17 protein-coding genes are annotated in these 17702 nt (G+C 72.0%); 8 read left to right on the forward strand and 9 right to left on the reverse strand.

Translation table 11 applies throughout. The annotated features are described in order from the left end of the window. Positions 1–48 precede the first annotated feature (48 nt). Positions 49–1935: a collagen-like protein gene (locus K8625_RS06555; protein WP_223782503.1), complete on the forward strand. Its 1887-nt coding sequence runs from the start codon at positions 49–51 to the stop codon at positions 1933–1935. 586 nt (positions 1936–2521) lie between these two features. Here the strand turns inward: K8625_RS06555 and K8625_RS06560 are convergent. Continuing rightward, on the reverse strand, positions 2522–3034 hold the full coding sequence (locus K8625_RS06560) for a GNAT family N-acetyltransferase (RefSeq protein ID WP_223782188.1): 513 nt from the start codon (positions 3032–3034) through the stop codon (positions 2522–2524). A 165-nt stretch (positions 3035–3199) separates the two neighbouring features. Between K8625_RS06560 and K8625_RS06565 the strand changes: the two genes are divergently transcribed. Then, positions 3200–3724, forward strand: coding sequence for a hypothetical protein (locus K8625_RS06565; RefSeq protein ID WP_141329688.1), 525 nt, complete (start codon positions 3200–3202; stop codon positions 3722–3724). A 485-nt stretch (positions 3725–4209) separates the two neighbouring features. Next, positions 4210–4959: a DUF1338 domain-containing protein gene (locus K8625_RS06570; RefSeq protein ID WP_046710520.1), complete on the forward strand. Its 750-nt coding sequence runs from the start codon at positions 4210–4212 to the stop codon at positions 4957–4959. A gap of 6 nt (positions 4960–4965) precedes the next feature. Here K8625_RS06570 and K8625_RS06575 read toward each other — a convergent pair whose 3' ends face one another. Then, positions 4966–5526, reverse strand: coding sequence for a sugar O-acetyltransferase (locus K8625_RS06575; RefSeq protein WP_223782189.1), 561 nt, complete (start codon positions 5524–5526; stop codon positions 4966–4968). A 217-nt stretch (positions 5527–5743) separates the two neighbouring features. On the opposite strand from K8625_RS06575, the gene K8625_RS06580 reads away from it, so the two are divergent. Beyond that, positions 5744–7819, forward strand: a complete 2076-nt coding sequence (locus K8625_RS06580) for a S9 family peptidase (protein WP_223782190.1) — start codon at positions 5744–5746, stop codon at positions 7817–7819. 16 nt (positions 7820–7835) lie between these two features. On the opposite strand, the gene K8625_RS06585 is transcribed toward K8625_RS06580, so the two are convergent. The 4 genes from K8625_RS06585 to K8625_RS06600 form a co-directional block, all read right to left on the reverse strand. Beyond that, the gene (locus K8625_RS06585) at positions 7836–8156 is read right to left on the reverse strand and encodes a multidrug efflux SMR transporter (RefSeq protein WP_223782191.1); all 321 of its coding nucleotides are present in this window, start codon (positions 8154–8156) and stop codon (positions 7836–7838) included. Between the two features lie 117 nt (positions 8157–8273). Continuing rightward, positions 8274–8864, reverse strand: a complete 591-nt coding sequence (locus K8625_RS06590; RefSeq protein WP_223751458.1) for a GNAT family N-acetyltransferase — start codon at positions 8862–8864, stop codon at positions 8274–8276. Between the two features lie 107 nt (positions 8865–8971). Then, a complete protein-coding gene (locus K8625_RS06595) occupies positions 8972–10258 on the reverse strand; it encodes an OmpA family protein (protein WP_223782192.1) in 1287 nt (428 codons plus the stop codon). A gap of 24 nt (positions 10259–10282) precedes the next feature. Then, on the reverse strand, positions 10283–10642 hold the full coding sequence (locus K8625_RS06600) for a DUF4398 domain-containing protein (protein WP_046710524.1): 360 nt from the start codon (positions 10640–10642) through the stop codon (positions 10283–10285). A 222-nt stretch (positions 10643–10864) separates the two neighbouring features. Between K8625_RS06600 and K8625_RS06605 the strand changes: the two genes are divergently transcribed. Further along, positions 10865–11749 (forward strand): 5'-3' exonuclease H3TH domain-containing protein, encoded by an 885-nt coding sequence (locus tag K8625_RS06605; RefSeq protein WP_223782193.1) that lies wholly within the window; start codon positions 10865–10867, stop codon positions 11747–11749. Here K8625_RS06605 and K8625_RS06610 read toward each other — a convergent pair. Continuing rightward, positions 11746–13395 (reverse strand): ATP-binding protein, encoded by a 1650-nt coding sequence (locus tag K8625_RS06610; protein ID WP_223751455.1) that lies wholly within the window; start codon positions 13393–13395, stop codon positions 11746–11748. The genes K8625_RS06605 and K8625_RS06610 overlap by 4 nt on opposite strands. 177 nt (positions 13396–13572) lie before the next feature. Here K8625_RS06610 and K8625_RS06615 point away from each other — a divergent pair, with 177 nt between their 5' ends. The 3 genes from K8625_RS06615 to K8625_RS06625 are packed head-to-tail and all read left to right on the forward strand — an operon-like array spanning position 13573 to position 15681. Then, positions 13573–14028: a cyanoglobin gene (locus K8625_RS06615; RefSeq protein WP_046710527.1), complete on the forward strand. Its 456-nt coding sequence runs from the start codon at positions 13573–13575 to the stop codon at positions 14026–14028. Between the two features lie 55 nt (positions 14029–14083). Next, positions 14084–14683, forward strand: coding sequence for a TetR/AcrR family transcriptional regulator (locus K8625_RS06620; RefSeq protein ID WP_046710528.1), 600 nt, complete (start codon positions 14084–14086; stop codon positions 14681–14683). 41 nt (positions 14684–14724) lie between these two features. Then, complete coding sequence (locus K8625_RS06625; RefSeq protein WP_223782194.1) at positions 14725–15681, forward strand: alpha/beta fold hydrolase; 957 nt, start codon at positions 14725–14727, stop codon at positions 15679–15681. A 644-nt stretch (positions 15682–16325) separates the two neighbouring features. Here K8625_RS06625 and K8625_RS06630 read toward each other — a convergent pair. Both K8625_RS06630 and K8625_RS06635 read right to left on the reverse strand, forming a co-directional pair. Beyond that, positions 16326–16838, reverse strand: coding sequence for a hypothetical protein (locus tag K8625_RS06630; RefSeq protein ID WP_223782195.1), 513 nt, complete (start codon positions 16836–16838; stop codon positions 16326–16328). Positions 16839–16928: 90 nt separating this feature from the next. Then, positions 16929–17561 (reverse strand): hypothetical protein, encoded by a 633-nt coding sequence (locus K8625_RS06635; RefSeq protein WP_223782196.1) that lies wholly within the window; start codon positions 17559–17561, stop codon positions 16929–16931. Between the last annotated feature and the right edge of the window lie 141 nt (positions 17562–17702).

A 17702-nucleotide genomic window follows, 5' to 3' on the forward strand; every position in this document is an offset into this window, starting at 1 on the left:
CTTGCTCTGGCTCGCGCGCCGAGGTTCGACAAGAGGGGAGACGCATCAATGGCTCAGATGAAATGGCAAGGCGCCGCGACCTGGTCGCGGTGGCTGACGGCTCTACCCGTGGTGGCGCTGCTGTCGTTGACCGGCTGTGACGAAGGTCAGCAGGGGCCCCAGGGGCCGCAGGGACCGCAAGGACCCGCGGGGCCTGCCGGTGAGCAGGGACCCGCGGGGGCACAGGGTCCCGCGGGCGCGCAGGGGGACGTTGGACCGAAGGGTGACACGGGCGCTGTCGGCCCGGTGGGGCCGCAGGGGCCGCAGGGGCCAGAGGGCCCCGCGGGTGGTCCCGCCGGTCCTCAAGGGCCCGAGGGCAAGCGCTCCCTGGCCCGCACGTCCGTGGAGGACGCTGGCGCCAACTGCGCGACGGGCGGCGTGAGAATCGACACCGGCGTCGACGACGACGGCGATGGGACGCTGGACACAGACGAGGTGGATGCGACCAGCTACGTGTGCAACGGCCCCCAGGGTCCGCAGGGCGCGCGGGGTGAGACGGGCGCGCAGGGCCCCGTGGGTCCTCAAGGCGAGGTGGGTCCCCGGGGTGAGCAGGGGCCTCGCGGTGACACCGGCGCGGTGGGCCCGGTGGGCCCGCGAGGAGAGACGGGTCCCCAGGGCGAGCAGGGCCCGCGCGGCGAGACGGGGGCGCAGGGTCCCCAGGGTCCGCAGGGCCTGCGCGGCGAGACGGGTCCGCAGGGCGCCGCGGGCATCCACTCGGTCGCGGCCACGGCCGCGGAGGCTGCTGGAGCCAACTGCGCGACGGGTGGCGTGCGGCTGCAGTTCGGCCAGGACGCCAACGGCAACGGCGTGCTGGACGCGGGCGAGGTCAACGCGGCGCTGACGCGCTACGTGTGCAACGGAGCCCAGGGGCCGCAGGGGGTGCCTGGCGCGACGGGCGCGACGGGTGCCACCGGCGCCACGGGCGCGCAGGGCCCCGTGGGAGCCACGGGCGCGACGGGTGCCACGGGCGCCACGGGTCCTCAGGGGCCGGCGGGCTCGACGGGGGTGTTCGGTGATGGCTCGGCCGGTGCGTACACCGTCTCGAACACGGTCGACCTGACCACGGTGAGCGGGTTCTCCACCCTCGCGGGACGGCACCACATGCAGTTCACCACCGTGAACGTCTCCGGCACGCTCATCGTCCCGAGCGGCACCGTCATCCGGGCCACGGGCGACGTCACCATCAGCGGCACCATCATCGTCGACCCAGGCTCGTTGGACACCGGCCCGGGCGGGGCGGATTCGGGCCTGTCCCGCGCTCCGGCGGGTGAGCCCTCGGGTGGGCTCGGCGTGTCGCCCGTCCACGCGGCGCAGCTGTTGCGGCCCGGCAACAAGGGCGGCGGCTCGGGCGCGCGCACCGTGGCGGGTCCGTTCGGCGGCGGCGGTGGCTCGCTGGTCATCCTGTCCCAGGGCACCGTGCGCATCCAGGGCACGGGCGTCATCAATGCCTCGGGCGCGTCGGGTGGCAATGTGCTCGACAACACCCCCGGCGCCGGTGGCGGCGCGGGTGGCGTGGTGGTCATCCTCGGCAAGGCCGGCGTGGTCGTGCAGGGCTTCGTCCGCGCGCAGGGCGGCCCCGGCGTGAACGGCAACAACCTGGGCGGCGCGGGCAAGGGCGGCGGCGGCGGCGGTGGCGGCGGCGTCATCCAGGTCGTCTCCTCCGTTGCGCCCACCATCACCGGCGGCCTCGTCGTCACCGGCGGCGCGGCCGGGACGACGGCGCTTCCCACTGGCGCCAGCCAGGTCATCCAGGCGGGCGGTGGTGGTGGCGCCATGGGCGGCGCGGGTGGCTCGGGTGGTGGCGGAAACACCACGACCCCCATCCAGCCCGGCGCGGGCGCGGATGGCTACGTCATCCAGACGGTGGTGCCGACCCCGGAGAACCTCTTCCTCTGATTCGAGGGAGTCGATTGCGGCCATCGTCGGTCCCTCCGGACCGGCGGTGGAGCGCGGCCTCCTCCCCCGAGGTCTCATCGAGGGTCGTGGGTCGCGGCCATCGTCGGTCCCTCCGGACCGGCGGTGGAGCACGGCATCCTCCGAGGTCTCCTCGGGGGGGCGTGAGGACCTCGCGGCGGCGCGCGGAGCCACGCGGTTCATGTTGACGGTGAGGCGGCCCGAGCGGGCTTCGCCTCGGCAGGACTTCGCGGAAGCGACAGGACGCCCGGCCCTCGTGTGCGGGTGCCTCGTGTCGCCCGCGGAGGTTGCACCCCGGGAGGTCGGCCCACCTCCGGGCGGCGGTGCATCCCGGCGCGCGCCGCGCGGCTCCTCACGGAGCCCATGACGCGGCGTCGCAGTGGATGCGGTCTGAAGCCGGGCGGAACGACTCGCCTTCGTGTCGGAGGGGGCCGCGGTAATCACGCGGGCCACGAAGGCGAGGCGGTCCGTTGCCTCAAGGACACGGGCTGCCTCGCGCGCAATCGGCGCGAGGCCCGTTCGTCCTTCGAGGCATGGCGCGTTTCCCCCGAGACGGCCCTCCTGGCCCTCACCCCGCGCGCGGCGCGGGACTCCACTGCATGGCGACATACGGCGGCCCCGCGTCCGGGGGCTGTGAGGACGGCTCCTCCTGGAAGCCCAGCCGGGCGTACAGCTCGCGCGCGGGACTGTCGTGCAGCACGTGCAGCCGCACGGGCACCCGGGCCTCGGTGGCCGCGTCCAACAGCTCACGCAAGAGCCGTGTCCCCAGTCCACCGCCCTGGTGGGAGGGAAGCAGGGCGATCTCCACCAATCGCCACTCCCGCGCACCTCGGTCCACCAGCAGCCTGCCGGCGGGCTGACCCGCCACCAACACCACCCGGTCCTCGGCCGTCGGATGGCGCACGGCCCAGTCGCGCCCGCGCGCCAACCACTGCATGCGCAGGAACGCCTCGCGCTGCGCGGGTGTCCAACCCCACGTCGCCAGCTCGCCCGCACGCGTGCTGGCGTACAGGTCGAAGAGGAAGCCGTCGTCGGAGGGAGCGCGGGGACGCGAGGTGAGCGGCACGGTGCCGGGCAGCATGGACGCGCGGACACCCGGGCGTCCACCACCCGACACGCCGCCGGGCGCCCGCGTCCAACCGACGACGCGGATTGAAGCAACCCCCGGCCCCCCACGTCCGCGAGGCGAGGGGCCGGACGTCAGACCTGGATGAGAGCTTCGGTGCATTCCCGATAGGAGTACGCGATGAAGAAGACCCGAGACCCCGAGCTGAGCCGGGCCCTCCAGGAGGCCCGCGAGACAGAGGAGAAGTGGCGTGGACTCGCCGCCCGGCTCCTGGAGCTCGGGGACGACGCGATGGACGCGCAGCTGCTGGTGGCCTTTCGCGCCGCGCGCGAGGAGGGCGTCGTACCGCCGGACGCCGGCTTCTTCCTGGTGGCCCACATCCTCACCGCCATGGCGGACGAGGCGCTGACGGAGGTGCCGCGCGTCCAGCGGCTCGCGCTGGAGCTGGACCTGATGGAGCGCGAGTACGGCATGGAGGACGGCGTGTGGCACGACGCCGACGAGCCGCCCCCCGAGGATTGGGAGGCCCTGCTCGCCGAGTACGAGGGCGCCTGCGACGAGGCTCGCGCCGCCTTCTTCCGCGCCTACGGCGAGGAGGACATGGCCCGCCTCTACGTGGAGGACCGCGTCTCTTTCCACCGCCGCTTCGAGTCCGGCCGCCGCTTCTTCCACGGCCTGCCCATGTACCCCGAGCACCTCCACTGACCTGCTCCACGCCGCATGGAGCGGCGCGTCAACCCCGAGGGCAGGCCGCCATGTGCCTTCCGAGCGGCGAGAAATCGAGAGGGGACGAGGTCATCCGCGCCGCTCTCCTTCTCGGAAGGTGGTGCGCACGCGGGCTCGCTCGGGGGTTTTCGTTTCAGTCCGGCGGTGCGGGCACAGCGGGGACGAAACTTTACGTTCACAATTGTGTCAATTAGTGGGGCTACAGGCTGGCGCAATGGGACTTTGATGCTCACTCTTGCGTCGCGCTGGCGTTTTCCAACGTCACACCCTATTTGGCCGCACGACTTCAAGTGGTGCGGAGCGGGCCGGTACGGAAGTCAATGCATACCAAGGACAAGGACACAGAGACTCGAAACTCCAAGGCGAGTCTCTAGCGCGCGGCGCGCGTCTCCGAACGAAATCCCCTCCAAGGGCTCGGGGCCGCGCGCCGCCGCACTTTTCCTGGCGGATTAGACTGCTCCGCCATGTCGACCTCACAGGCCACCCGACTGTTGGACCTCCTCTGGGAGCGTTATGCCTCGGAGGTGCCGTACGCGCGCACCTTCGTGCAGCTCTCCGGGGGCAGCTTCCGCAATGACCACGTCGCGCTGCGCTCGCTGGCCCGGCCCGGCGGAGGCATCGCGCTGTTCTCGCGGCCCTTCGAGCGGCTGGGCTGGAAGCCGGCGGGGGCGTACACGTTCCCCGACGCGCACCTGTCCGCCATCTACCTGTCGCACCCGGAGGGGCTGCCGCGCGTCTTCATCTCCGAGCTGAAGTCGGAGGAGCTGTCGCCGCGCGCCCGGGAGCTGCTCGCCACGCTGCCGGACGACCCGCCCCCGCCCGAGGACGTGGACGCGCTGGCGTCGTGGTTCTGCTCGCCGCCGCCGCCGTCGGAGGCCGCGCTGCTGGAGCTGGAGAAGGAGTCGCAGTACGGCGCCTGGCTGCTCGCCTTCGGCCGCAAGGTGAACCACTTCACCGGCTCCGTGGATGACGTGGAGGCGTGGCAGCACCGCATGCGGGAGGCGGGCGTGCCCATGAAGGCGGACATCGAGGGCGCGCCGGGCACGTCGCTCAGGCAGACGGCCACCCAGGCGGCCCCGCTGTCGGTGGCCCTGCGCGAGGGAGGCCGTCGCCCCTGGCCCTACGCGTACTTCGAGATTGCGCAGCGCGCGCCGGACTTCGACGGCTTCCTGGGTCCGCAGGCGCGCGCGCTGTTCGACATGACGAAGCGCTGAAGTCCGTCAGCGCAGCGCGCGGATGACGCGGGCGGGGTTGCCCGCGGCGAGGACATGGGGCGGCACGTCCTTCGTCACCACGCTGCCGGCGCCCAGCGTGACGCCCTCCCCGACGGTGATGCCGGGGAGGATGATGGTGCCGCCGCCCACCCACGTCTTCGCGCCGATGGTGACGGGCTTGGACAGCTCCGGGCCCTTGATGCGCTCGTCCGCGTCGAGCGGGTGCGTGGCCGCGTAGATGTGCACGTTGGGGCCGAAGGACACGTCGTCTCCAATCGTCACCCGGTTGCAATCCAGGATGACGCACTGGAAGTTCATGTACACGCGCTTGCCCAGCTGGATGAAGGTGCCGTAGTCGCAGTGGAACGGCGGCTCCAGGTAGACGCCCTCGCCCACCTGTCCCAGCAGCTGTCCGAGCAGCTGCTTGCGCAGGTCCTCGTCCTCCATGAGCGTGTCGTTGTAGGCGCGCAAGAGCCGCCGCGCCCGTGAGCGCGCCGCCGTGAGCTGCGCGTCCCAGCCGTTGTACAGCTCGCCGGCCAGCATCTTCTCCATCTCGGTCCGTGCCATGGCCGGCAGTGTCCACGCCCGCGCCGGCGCGACGCGGAAGATGTCCGGTGCTTCGTTGGCGGATGGACGTGAGGGATTGTGCTCGCACGCCCAAATTTCCGAGGTCCAACGAATGCGGCGTGGGCTGGGAATGGGCGCGAAGCGCCGTCCCACTCATGTAGTCTGGTGGCCTCTTCCTGACCCGTGGGGGGACGTGTTGATTCGGATGGTGGCGAGAATGCTGGCCCTGGTCGCCGTGCTGGGATTCGCGGCGCCCGTCGTCGCGCAGGAGTCGGCGCCCGCGCCGTCCGCGTTCGACCTGGCGGTGAGCGTCCCGCGAGGGGGCGCGGCGAAGTCGAGCAAGCCGTCGGTGGAGAGCCTGCTGGGTGTGATGGGACGCACCACGCGCTTCAAGCAGGTGGCGGTGTCTCCGGACGGCGAGTGGCTGGCGTGGGTGGAGGTGGCGGCGACGGGCGGCACGCTCATCCAGGCGATGGAGCTGGGCGCACGCGAGCCGAAGGCGCTGCTGGTGAGCGCCTGTCCCGAGGGCAAGACGTGCGACGAGTCCTCCATCCAGTGGAGCCCGGAGGGGCGCCGGCTGCTGTTCCTGTCGGACGGGCACCAGCGTGGCAGGACACAGGTGTACGTGGCGGATTTGCAGGAGGGCGTCGCGACGAAGCTGACGTCCTTCGAGAGCCCCATCGCCTCGCCCCGTTGGTCGCCGGACGGCGCGTCGGTGGGGGTGCTGGTGATGCAGGGCGAGGGCGCGGCGCAGGCCCTGGGGCCCCGCGGTCCCGGCGCGCGCGAGACGGGCGTGGTGCGCGAGTCGCATCCGGTGCAGCGGGTGGCGGTGGTGTCGGTGGCGGAGGGCTCGCACCGCTTCGTCACGCCGGAGCAGACCTTCGTCTACGAGTTCGCGTGGAGCCCGGACGCGGCGCGGCTGGCGTACACCGGCGCGCCGCCGCCGGGGGACGCGAGCTGGTGGCTGGCGAAGCTGCACGTGGTGGAGACGGCGAGCGCGCGCTCGCGCGTGCTATACGCGCCGAAGTGGCAGCTCACCGAGCCGACCTGGAGCCCCGACGGCAAGCAGGTGGCCGTCATCGAGGGGCTGATGAGCGACCACGGCTCCAACGGCGGGGACGTGATGCTGGTGCCGCTGGACGGCGGCAAGGCGCGCAACCTCACGGCGGGGATGAAGGCGACGGCGATGTCGCTCGAGTGGGTGTCGTCGCGCTCGCTGGTGTTCGGCGCGCAGGTGCGGGGCGAGTCGGCGGTGGCCACGGTGGACCCGACGCAGCAGGGTGAGCCGCGCGTGCTGTGGAAGGGGGCCGAGCGCATCAGCGCGCGCGGTCAGGTGGGGCTGTCGCTGTCGCGCGACGGCAAGGTGAGCGCGGTGGTGCGCGAGTCGTTCTCCAGGGCGCAGAACCTCTGGGTGGGGCCGGTGGGGGAGTGGGAGCGCGTCACGCGGCGCGAGGAGGATTTGCGCGCGCTGGTGGGCGAGGCGAGGGATTTGACGTGGAAGAGCGACGGGGCGGAGGTGCAGGGCTGGCTGGTGGCGCCGCCTCCGTCGATGATGCCGCCCCCCGGTGTGCGGGCGCCCATGGTGACGATGGTGCACGGCGGGCCCGCGGCGGGCGTCGTGCCGGGCTTCCGTCCGGACGTGCTGATGTTCACCGCGCGCGGCTACTACGTGTTCCTGCCCAACTACCGGGGCAGCTTCGGCCAGGGGGCCGAGTTCGCGCAGGCCAACCGGCGCGACTTCGGCTTTGGAGACTTGCGCGACATCCTGTCCGGCGTGGACGCGGTGCTGGCGCGCGCGCCGGTGGACCCCGCGCGGCTGGGCGTGACGGGGTGGAGCTACGGCGGCTTCATGGCGATGTGGGCGGTGACGCAGACGCAGCGCTTCCGCGCGGCGGTGGCGGGCGCGGGCATCTCCAACTGGCAGAGCTACTACGGCACCAACCGCATCGACGCGTGGATGAAGCCGTACTTCGGCGCGTCCCTGTACGACGAGCCGGAAATCTACACGCGCAGCTCCCCCATCAACTCCGTGAAGCTGGCGCGCACGCCCACGCTGGTGCTGCACGGCGAGCGGGACCTGGAGGTGCCCGTGACGCAAGGGCACGAGTTCCACCGCGCGCTGAAGGAGCTGGGCGTGAAGACGCAGCTCGTGGTCTACGCGGACGAGGGCCACACCCTGCGCAAACCCGAGCACGTGGTGGACCGGATGCGGCGCACGGTGGAGTGGATGGACGCGCACCTGCCCTCCGGCTCGGCCGGCGGCGCGGCCAGGACGTCGCTCCTGCCCCGCTGAGACGGTGCCCGTGGCCTCAGTGGGCGCCGCGCAGGTTGAGCAGCACGACGCCGCCGATGATGAGCAGGATGCCGGCCACCTTGGTGACGTTGATGGCCTCGCCGAGGAAGGTGACGCCGATGACGACGATGGCCGCGGTACCCAGCCCGGACCACATCGCGTACGCGACGCCGATGTGCACCTGCTTCACCGCCTGCGAGAGCAGCGCGAAGGCCACGCCGTAGCCGGTGAGGCACGCCACGGTGGGCCACGGCCGGGTGAAGCCCTCGGTGGACTTCATCAGGCTCGTCGCGGCCACCTCGAAGGCGATGGCCCCGAGCAGGAAGAGATACGCCATGTGCCGACCTCCAGTCCTCGTTGTCCGTAGACGCTCCGGGACCGCGTGGCCAGTGCGTCTTCGCTCCGGCTGGGACGGTGAGTCGGTGGACGCGGACGAATGTCTCGCGAGGGGGGCCTAGCGGGCGCCGGGCCTGTCCTCGGGGGCGACGAGGGAGGTGAGCACGTGGTCCCTCCAGCGGCCGTTGATCTCCAGGAAGTCGCGGGCGTAGCCCTCCACCACGAAGCCCAGCCGGCGCAGCACCGCCGCGCTGCGCAGGTTCTCCGGCAGGTGGTTGGCCTGGATGCGGTGCAGGCCCATGCCGTGGAACGCGTGGGCGCAGACGGCGCGCAGGGCCTCCGTCATCAAGCCCTTGCCCTCGTGGCGATGGTCCAGCCCGTAGCCCAGGTCCGTGGCCTGCAAGGGCCCTCGGCGGATGTGCGCGAGCGAGATGTTGCCGATGACGGGCGCGGAGGAGGGCGGCGCGTCGCGAGGCAGCACGACGAGGCGCAGGGAGCGGTCGAAGCGCGCGTCCTCCAGGTCCTGTGCCAGCCGCGTGCGCCAGTACGTCAGCGTGTAGAAGTTGCCGGGCCGCGAGGGGGACACCAGGCCCAGGTGTTCGCGGTTGGCCTCGTGGTAGGCGACGACGCGCGCGGCCCCGTCCGGAGGGAGCTGGGTGATGCGCAGGCGCTCGGTGGTGAGCAGGACGATGGGCTTGTCGGAGTCCATGGCGTGTCGGCGGCCGCGGAAGCTAACGCGCCACGCGCTGTCCCGCACGCCCCCGGAAAAGAAAGCTCCCGCCCGGAGCGTCTTCTCCGAGCGGGAGCGGTGAGGCGTTACTGCCGCACGTCCTGACTCGCACCGTCGCCCGAGCCATGGAACTGGTGGTGGTCGTCGGACGTGTCCTGCTGGCCGCCACTCTCCGAGGTGTCGCCCGAGCCGCCCGTGCCGGGCTGCTGGACGTCCCCCAAATCCTCGTCATGCACCGCGCCCGACTCCGGCGCCTGCTGCTGCTCGTCGCCGCTCGAGGAGCCGCCGGTGCCAGGCTGCTGTTGTTCGCCGCCGCTCGAGGAGCCGCCCGTGCCGGGCTGCTCCTGGCCGCTGCCGCCGACGGCGCGCGAGCCTCCGCGCTCCAGGATGATCTCCACGCGGCGGTTGTTCGCGCGGCCCTCGGCGGTGGAGTTGGAGGCCACCGGCCGGTACTCACCCATGCCACGCGCCTCGATGCGGTTGGCGGGCACGCCCTGGTTGATGAGGAACTCCTTCACCCGCTCGGCGCGCTGATAGGACAGCCGCTCGTTGAGGGCGTCGGAGCCCTGCGAGTCCGTGTGTCCCTCGATGAGCAGCGGCCGGTCCCCTTCCTTCAGCACCTGGGCCACGTCCGCCAGCCGGTCTCTCGCCACCGGCAGCAGGTCCGAGGCACCGGACGCGAAGAGCACGCTGCCCGACAACGTCAGCACCGTGCCTCGCGCCTCCTCGCGGACCTTCAGGTCCTTGTTGGCCCGGTCCAGCTTGGAGATGGCCTCGGCCGCCTGTCGCTCGGCCTCCACGCGCGCCTGACGCTCCGCCTCCAATTGCTGCGCGGCCTGCTGGTCCGCCTGGCTCTGCGTCTGCTGCTGGCCCTGGAGCAGCTGCGCCTGTCGCTGCAGCTCCTCGTTCTGGGCGCGCAGTTGCTGCGCCTCCTGCTCCACCTGCTGACGCCGCGCGGCCTCCTCGGACAGCCGCAGCTCGCCCTCCTGCTGACGGGCCTGCGCCAGGCGCTGCTGCTCCTGGAGCGCCTGGGCCTGGTTCAGCGCGACCTCCGCCTGGGCCTGCTGGCGCGCGGCGATGTCCGCCATGCCCCAGGCGCCCGCCGTCTCCGCCTTGCGCAGGGCCACGTAGGAGAGCACCCGCGTGCGCTGGGACTTCTCGTCGCGCTGGTACTCGCGCTCGGCGGCGCGCAGGGCGTCGCGGGCCTCGGCCACGTCGCGGGGACGCTCACGCCCCTGCGGACTCGCCGCGAGCTGTTGATAGGCGGCGCGGGCCTCCACCAGCTCCTTCGGCGCGGCCGCGCTCGCGCTCCCCGCCACGAGGAGCGCCGAGGCTCCGACGAGGGCCTTCCAACCATGTTTGCTGCCTGCCATGACGGTCTCCTCCCGGACTGGGGCTCACTGCAGGCCGCGCCGCAGCGCTTCGGCCTGCTGGGTGGTTCTCTTCGCCTGCTGCTCCATGGGCAGCGCGCGTGCGAGCGCCAGCGCGAGGTCCGCGTCCGCGTCCGCCTGCATGAAGCTCAGCTCCGCGCCTTCCGCGTCATCGTCCATCAGCAGCTGCTCGCCATGGTTGACTTGCTGGCGGGCGAACTCCAGATGGCGCGCGGCTTCCGGGATGCGCGCTGCGCCGGCTCCTTCCGCGGCGCGCATGGAGGCCACCGCCTCCGTCCGTCGGGTGTTCGAGGTGGGTTTCACGCTCTGACTGGCGCACCCCAACAGGGTGGCGCACAGCATCGCGGCAAGCAGCTTCGGGCGCACGGTCTACCTCCAGCCGTCGGTCCACGGAGCGCGGGTGTCGCGCCCCAGGTCCAGAAGTGTGCTCGGGCCGACAGCGCGGCAATCCACGAGGGCACAGGCCGCATGGGGAGGGACCGGGCATCCCCGGGGTGGGGCGGGCAGGGGTTGCGCTCGCCAAGCCGCGTGACGGTGCCGCAGCGCGCGCTGGCCGCCCGTCGTCGCAAGCGATAGGACGTGGGGCCTATGCGTCTGCACCTGGTGGATGGCACGTACGAGCTGTACCGCGCCCACTTCTCGCCCCGGCCGGGCCACGCCGCGCCGGATGGCCAGGACGTGAAGGCGACGGTGGGGTTGATGTCGTCGCTGCTCATGCTGCTGCACGACGCGGACGAGGCGGTGACGCACGTGGCGGTGGCGTTCGACAACCCCATCCGCTCGTTCCGCAACAGGCTGTTCGCCGACTACAAGGGGGACGAGGGCGTGCCGCCGGAGCTGCGCGCGCAGTTCGACCTGGCCGAGGAGGCGGTGGCGTCGCTGGGCGTGCGCGTGTGGTCCATGAAGGAGCACGAGGCGGACGACGCGCTGGCCACGGCGGCGGCGCGCTTTGGCGGCGAGGTGGAGCAGGTGCGCATCTGCACGCCGGACAAGGACCTGGGCCAGTGCGTGCGCGGCCAGCGCGTGGTGCAGGTGGACCGGCGACAGGAGAAGGTGCTGGACGAGGACGCGGTGCGCGCGAAGCTGGGCGTGCCGCCCACGAGCGTGCCGGACCTCCTGGCGCTGATGGGCGATGTCGCCGACGGAATCCCCGGGCTGGACGGCTTCGGGGAGAAGGGCGCGTCCGCGCTCGTGTCCGCGTATGGCCGGCTGGAGGCGATTCCGGACGACGCCTCCACCTGGTCCGTGCGGCCGCGCGGCGCGGACAAGCTGGCCGCCACGCTGCGCGCCCACCGTGAGGACGCGCTGTTGTACCGCAAGCTCGCCACTCTGGTGGAGGACGCGCCGCTGCCCGGGACGAGGACGCTCGCGGACGTGGCCTGGGCGGGCGTGCCTCGCCAGCGGTTCGAGGCGCTCTGCGACAGGCTGGGCGTCACCACGCTCAAGCGCCGACCGAAGCGCTGGGTGGACTAGCCCGCGGCCTTGTCGCCCCGGTCGTCCTGGGGCACGAGGGCGACGGGCGCCTGTCGCGGCAGGCGCACGGTGAAGGTGGTGCCGTCGTCCTGCGTGGAGCGCACGTCCACCGTCCCGCCGTGCGCCACGACGATGCTGCGCACGATGTAGAGCCCCAGGCCGATGCTGCGCATGCCCCGGTCCTCGGGCCGCTCCAGGCCGCGCTCGAGCGGCTCGAAGATGCGCGACTTGAGCTCCAGGGGGATGGGCAGGCCCTGGTTGTGGACCTCCAGCACCACGCCGCCCGAGTCCTCGCCCCGCGCGACGACGCGCACCACCGTGTCCGGCGCGCTGTACTGCATGGCGTTGCCCACCAGGTTGCCGAGCACCTGCGCCACGCGGTCCGGGTCCCACTGGCCCACGCCGTTGCCCGTGTACTCGGAGAGGATGCGCCGGTCCGGCCACGCCACCTGCAACTCGTCCAGCGCCGCGTGCACCACCTCGTGCAGGTCCATCAGCCTCGGGTACACCGGCAGGCCCCGGCCCTGGCGCGCGCGCGTGAAGTCGAGCAGGTCGCGAATCATCCGCGTGGCCCGGTCCGCCGCGCGCTGGATGCGCTGCACGTTGCGCTGCTGCCGCTCGTCCGCGTCCGGCGTCTGCGCCAGCAGCGACGCCGCCAGCGTGATGGCCCCCAGGGGGTTGCGCAAGTCGTGGCTGACGATGCCGATGAGCTGCCGCTCGAAGTCCGCCTGGGCGTGCACCTCCGCGAGCAGGCGCAGGCGCTCCGACTCCGTCTGCTGCATCTCGGTGACGTCCTGCATGGCGCCGACGACCTGCACCGCGATGCCCTCGGTGTCGCGGACGATGTGGCAGCGGTCCACCACGTGCGCCCAGGTGCCGTCGCCGCGCTGGAAGCGGTAGTTCTCCTGCCACTCGTGGCTCTGGCTGGACACCGCCAGGCGCAGGCCTCGCACCACGCGCTCGCGGTCCTCGGGGTGCAGCCGCTCCTCCCACCAGGCACGCGTGTCCCGGATGAGGGAGGAGGCATAGCCGAACTGCTCGTGCAGGCCGCTCGTCCAATCCACCGCGCCCGTGCGCGGGTCCCATTCCCAGACGGCGTCCCGCGTGGCCCGGGCGGCCAGCCGGAAGCGCAGCTCGCTGCGCCACGCGCGCTCCTCGGCCGCCTGCATCTCCGTCAGCGTGCCCTCCGCGAGCAGCCGCCGCGCGCGCTCGTCCTCCAATTGCTGGCGCCGCTTGCGCTCGTGGCTGGCCAGGGCCGTGACGCGCGCCTGGAGCTCCAGCGGGCGGAAGGGCTTGAAGACATAGTCATTGGCGCCCGCGGCCATCGCCTCCACCACGTCGGCCGCGCGGGTGTTGACGGTGAGCAGCAACACCGGCAGCAGCGCGGTGGTGGAGCCCTGGCGCACGAAGCGGCACACCTCCAGGCCCGTCATCCCTGGCAGGTACCAGTCCAGCACGAGCACGTCCGGCGTGCGGCCCTGACCCAGCGCCTCCAGCAGCGCGGCGCCATCCGTGAAGGTCACCACCTGGCAGATGGGCGTGAGCGCGCGGAGGATGGCCTCCGTCTCTCCGGCGCTGTCGTCGAGCACCCACACCAGGGGCGCGGCCTGCATCGGGTCCGGCAGGCGGGGGTCGGTGGGGGGCACGGGTGGAGCGAGGCTCTAGCAATCGATTCTCGCCTCGGTCAATTCTTCGATGGGCAACGCACGGCGGGACTGCCAACCTGTCGCCCGCTCGACACCTCTGATGGCGGCGGTGCGAGCGCTCGTGACGAGCAGTACGAGAGGGAAGCCGCCGGGCCCCGCGTGCCGTTGAAGGAAGTCATGTCTGTTGATTTGAAGCCCTTGGAGCTCAACGCTCCTGCCTCGGATGACTGGGTTCCCTCGCTGGAGGACACGCCGTACCAGCGCCTGGGCGGCGCGGAGGCGGCGATGGCGCTGGCGGGCGCGTTCTATGACGCGATGGATGCCCACGAGCCCGCCCTGGCGAAGCTGCACGAACTGGATGCCGAAGGCCGGGTGAACCCTGGCACGCGTGAGCGCTTCGGCCTGTTCCTCATGGGTTGGCTGGGAGGACCCCAGCATTACGCGGAGCGCCATGGGCATCCGCGGCTGCGCATGCGCCATGGCCATGTGCCGGTGGATTTGTCCATGCGGGATGCCTGGCTTCGGGCCATGCAGCGCGCCATGGATGCCCGGGGCGTGACGGGCGGCCTGCGCCGCTTCCTGGACGAGCGCTTCGCCCAGGTGGCCGACTTCCTGCGCAACACCGAGGGCTGAGCCTCCGCATCGCCGTCGACTTGCGGAAAAAAGCACGGGCGTTTAGAAAGGCGCCATGCGCAAGGGCGAGCTCACCCATCAGGCGATTCTCGAGCGGGCCATCCAGCTCGCCAGCCGGGTGGGCCTGCAGGGGCTGAGCATCGGCGGGCTGGCGGAGGAGCTGCAGCTCTCCAAGAGCGGCCTGTTCGCGCACTTCCGTTCCAAGACGTCGCTCCAGGTGGAGATCCTCGAGGCGGCCACGGCGCTGTTCACCGAGCGGGTCATCCGTCCGGCGCTGATGCAGCCGCGCGGCGAGCCCCGGGTGCGGGCGCTCTTCGAGAACTGGCTGACGTGGGAGCGGGAGCTGGTGCCGGAGGGCGGGTGCATCTTCGTGGCGGCGGCGACGGAGCTGGATGACGCCCCGGGCCCCGCGCGCGACAGGCTGGTGCAGACGCAGCGCGACTGGATGGACTGCCTGGCCCAGGCCGCGCGCATCGCCGTGGCCGAGGGGCACTTCCACAAGGACGTGGACGTGGAGCAGTTCGCCCACGACGAGAACGCCCTGCTGTTGGGCTTCCACCACGCCGCCCGGCTCCTGAAGGAGCCCCGCGCGGAGACCTGGGCCCGCCGCGGCTTCGAGGCCCTGCTGCGCGCCGCCCGTCCCACGGGCTCCTGACTTCTTCAAAGGCTCTGTGTCCCTCCGAGGAGGACCTCGTCATGGCGGAAAATAGCACGAACGTTCGCGTTAAACTGGCGAAGTGGGGAATGCGTGCGGCGGCGTTGGGGGCGGGGACGGTGGCGCCCGGCCTGACGGCGGCGTGGGCGGACGAGCGGTTCCGCACGCCGTGGCGGCCGCACCGCTCCCGGACGGCGGAGGCGGTGCTGGCGCGGGGGCAGCCGAGGATGCTGACGCTCGGTGGCGAGGAGGTGGCGGTGTGGAGCTGGGGCGAGGGGCCGCGGGTGCTGCTGGTGCATGGGTGGAGCGGGTACGGCGGGCAGCTCACGGCGTTCGTGGATCCGTTGGTGGCGGCGGGGTTCTCGGTGGTGACGTACGACGCGCCGGGGCATGGGCGCTCGTCGGGGCGGACCAGCTCGCTGCCGGAGATGGCGGAGGTGGTGGCGGACGTGGCGAGGGCGACGGGGGGGCCGTACGCGGTGGTGGCGCACTCGCTGGGGGCGGCGGCCACGGCGGTGGCGATGCGGGATGGGCTGAAGGTGGGGCGCGCGGTGTTCGTGTCGCCGCCAGCGGACCCGCGTGGGGGCATCCAGGCCTTCGCGCGCGCCTTCGGGCTGACGGACGGGGTGTGGATGCGGATGGAGGAGCGCATCGAGCGGCGCTTCCACGTGCGGCTCAAGGACCTGGCGCTGCCGAACTTCGTGCCGCTGCTGGGGCAGGTGCCGCTGCACGTGTTCCACGACGTGGGGGACCGGGAGGTGCCGCTCGTCGCGGGGGAGGCGGTGGCGCGGGCGTGGCCGGGCGCGAGGCTGACGCGCACGCAGGGACTGGGGCACCACCGCATCCTGTATGCGCCGGAGGTGGTGGCGCCGGCGGTGGAGTTCCTCACGCACGGCAAGCCGGAGACGCTGTCGCCGGAGGTGCCCCTGCTGGCGGCCTCGGCCGCGGCGGCCTCGGGGGCGCGCGTGCCATTGCGGCTGGTGCGCTCGGCGCCGTGAGGTGATGTCTGGCTTTCGGGCCGAGCGGGGATTCAACGCCAGCCGATTGCCTTTCAGATGAAGACCTTCGTCGTCGCGGTTCGCCTCAGGGCGGGGAAATGGCGGGAGGTCGTCTGCGTGGAGGGAGCGATGCTCTCCCTCGCATGCGGGTGAAGGTGTATCCGGGGCCGGTGTCCGCGCTGCGTGGCGTGGATCTGGAGATTCCGCTCGGGATGTTCGGCCTGCTGGAGCCCACGTCGGGTGAGGTGACGCTGGAGGGCGTGGACATCGTCCGCCAAGGTGTGCGCGGAGCTGCTCGAGCGGTTGGACCTCACGTTCGCGGCGAAGCGCGAGGTGAAGGAGTGTTCAGGAGGCATGCGGCAGCGGCTGGGCATCGCCCAGGCGCTCGCGGTGCGGCTGAGCGGACGACGCGCGGCGGACTCGGTGAGCCTGCTGGAGAAGCTGCGCCCCAGGGGGCTCGTGCGCGAGGCGTGGCGGCTGGCGCCGTGGGCGTTGGTGCCCGTGGTGGCGGCGGCGGTGCGGGTGGGCGAGGGCTGGCAGGGGACGCGGCGGAGGAGCGCGCCAAGGACTCCTGGCAGCGCAACCTGGCCACGTGGCTCCACGCGCGCCCCGGAAGCTCGTCGGGGCGCGCGGTGGCACAAGGGCTACTCGCCGGTGCGGTTGCCGGTCAGCTCCATGGTGAACTGGCCGGTGACGGGGATGGGGGCGCAGTTGCGCGAGGAGAAGTCGCCCTTCATGGAGAGGTGGAGCGTGCCCGCCTCGTCCCGGTTGCCGGTGCCCGAGCGCACCGTCAACGTCCCGTCGCAGTTCTGCTCGTCCAGGTGGACCTGGCACTCGGTCTGCTGGACGGAGAACGCGCGCTCCCCGGTCATGGTGCCCGGGAAGCCGTCTCCGCACTCGAAGGCATCCGAGCGCAGGTTCAGGGCCGACTTGTTGGAGCCCGCGCTCGCGGCGATGCGAATCGTGTCCGAGAAGTCATTGGTCTGCGACTGGCCGAAGATGACCAGGGTCATCGTCCCCGTGCTGGCGTAGGCGCCCGTCACGTTGGGGCGATGGTCCACCGTCCCGCCGTCGTCGCCGCCGTCGTCACCTCCGCCACACGCTCCGAGCCCCAGCAACAGCGCCGCCGTCACCACGCGCATCCGCATCATCGACATCCTCCGCTCCCGACTGGAATCCTGGGGCCGGAGTATTCTTACGACGTCTCGGTCACGCAATTCACGGCGACGGCGCGTCGTCCGTCCGTGTCACGGCGTGTGTCCGGTTTCCGTCGACAGCAGCTCCAACGTGTCGGAGATGCTCGTCCCGAGCGACAGCTTCTCGAACGTCGTGTCCGGGGCGGACAGCCCGGAGGACGTGCCCGCCAGTCTCATGACGAACATCCGGCGGCTGGAGACCGGCCCGCACGTCATCGAGACTTCGCCGCGCAGTTCGAGCTGGAAGGCGCCGCCCGCGTCACGGCTGCCGCTCCCGTCGTTGACCTTCATGCTCGCGGTGCAGCCCGACTCCACGTCCACCGGGCACGTGCCCCCGCTGACGTCGAACGTGCGCTCCCCGTTCATCGCCGCGCGGATGCCGCCGCCGCAGCTCATGCTGGCGATGTTGATGCTCAGCAGGTTGAGACCACTCGTGTTCTCCGAGACGGTGATGGAGTCCCGGAGGTTGGCGATGTTGTGCCCGCTCCCGTCCGGAGCGTTGCTCTGCAGCGTGCCCGTGACGGCGTAGGTGCCCGTCACGTTGGAGCGCTGATATGTGACGGGAGGATTGGACCCGCCCGGCGGCGGCCTGTTCCCCGGCTCCTCCTGGGGCTCGCGGTCCTCACCCCCACACGCGCCAAGCGCCAACAACCCCACCACCCACAGCACACGCGAACGCGACATCGAAGGGCTCCATTCCCATACGAGAGAGTCAACGCGGGGAAGAACCCTGGCCGCGGGTTTCCTGCGCAATGCCTTGCGTCGAATCCCGGAATCGCTGTCAGCATGTCCGGCCCTGGAACGCGGAGTGCTGACAGGTTGTCC

The organism is Myxococcus sp. AS-1-15 (genome assembly GCF_020037055.1).
GTDB classification, from domain to species: Bacteria; Myxococcota; Myxococcia; order Myxococcales; family Myxococcaceae; genus Myxococcus; species Myxococcus fulvus.

Coding starts and splice junctions, on each gene's coding strand:
- K8625_RS06555 (WP_223782503.1), top strand. CDS start 49: ATGGCTCAGATGAAATGGCAAGGCGCCGCGACCTGGTCGCGGTGGCTG.
- K8625_RS06560 (WP_223782188.1), bottom strand. CDS start 3,034: ATGCTGCCCGGCACCGTGCCGCTCACCTCGCGTCCCCGCGCTCCCTCC.
- K8625_RS06565 (WP_141329688.1), top strand. CDS start 3,200: ATGAAGAAGACCCGAGACCCCGAGCTGAGCCGGGCCCTCCAGGAGGCC.
- K8625_RS06570 (WP_046710520.1), top strand. CDS start 4,210: ATGTCGACCTCACAGGCCACCCGACTGTTGGACCTCCTCTGGGAGCGT.
- K8625_RS06575 (WP_223782189.1), bottom strand. CDS start 5,526: ATGGCACGGACCGAGATGGAGAAGATGCTGGCCGGCGAGCTGTACAAC.
- K8625_RS06580 (WP_223782190.1), top strand. CDS start 5,744: ATGCTGGCCCTGGTCGCCGTGCTGGGATTCGCGGCGCCCGTCGTCGCG.
- K8625_RS06585 (WP_223782191.1), bottom strand. CDS start 8,156: ATGGCGTATCTCTTCCTGCTCGGGGCCATCGCCTTCGAGGTGGCCGCG.
- K8625_RS06590 (WP_223751458.1), bottom strand. CDS start 8,864: ATGGACTCCGACAAGCCCATCGTCCTGCTCACCACCGAGCGCCTGCGC.
- K8625_RS06595 (WP_223782192.1), bottom strand. CDS start 10,258: ATGGCAGGCAGCAAACATGGTTGGAAGGCCCTCGTCGGAGCCTCGGCG.
- K8625_RS06605 (WP_223782193.1), top strand. CDS start 10,865: ATGCGTCTGCACCTGGTGGATGGCACGTACGAGCTGTACCGCGCCCAC.
- K8625_RS06615 (WP_046710527.1), top strand. CDS start 13,573: ATGTCTGTTGATTTGAAGCCCTTGGAGCTCAACGCTCCTGCCTCGGAT.
- K8625_RS06620 (WP_046710528.1), top strand. CDS start 14,084: ATGCGCAAGGGCGAGCTCACCCATCAGGCGATTCTCGAGCGGGCCATC.
- K8625_RS06625 (WP_223782194.1), top strand. CDS start 14,725: ATGGCGGAAAATAGCACGAACGTTCGCGTTAAACTGGCGAAGTGGGGA.
- K8625_RS06630 (WP_223782195.1), bottom strand. CDS start 16,838: ATGTCGATGATGCGGATGCGCGTGGTGACGGCGGCGCTGTTGCTGGGG.
- K8625_RS06635 (WP_223782196.1), bottom strand. CDS start 17,561: ATGTCGCGTTCGCGTGTGCTGTGGGTGGTGGGGTTGTTGGCGCTTGGC.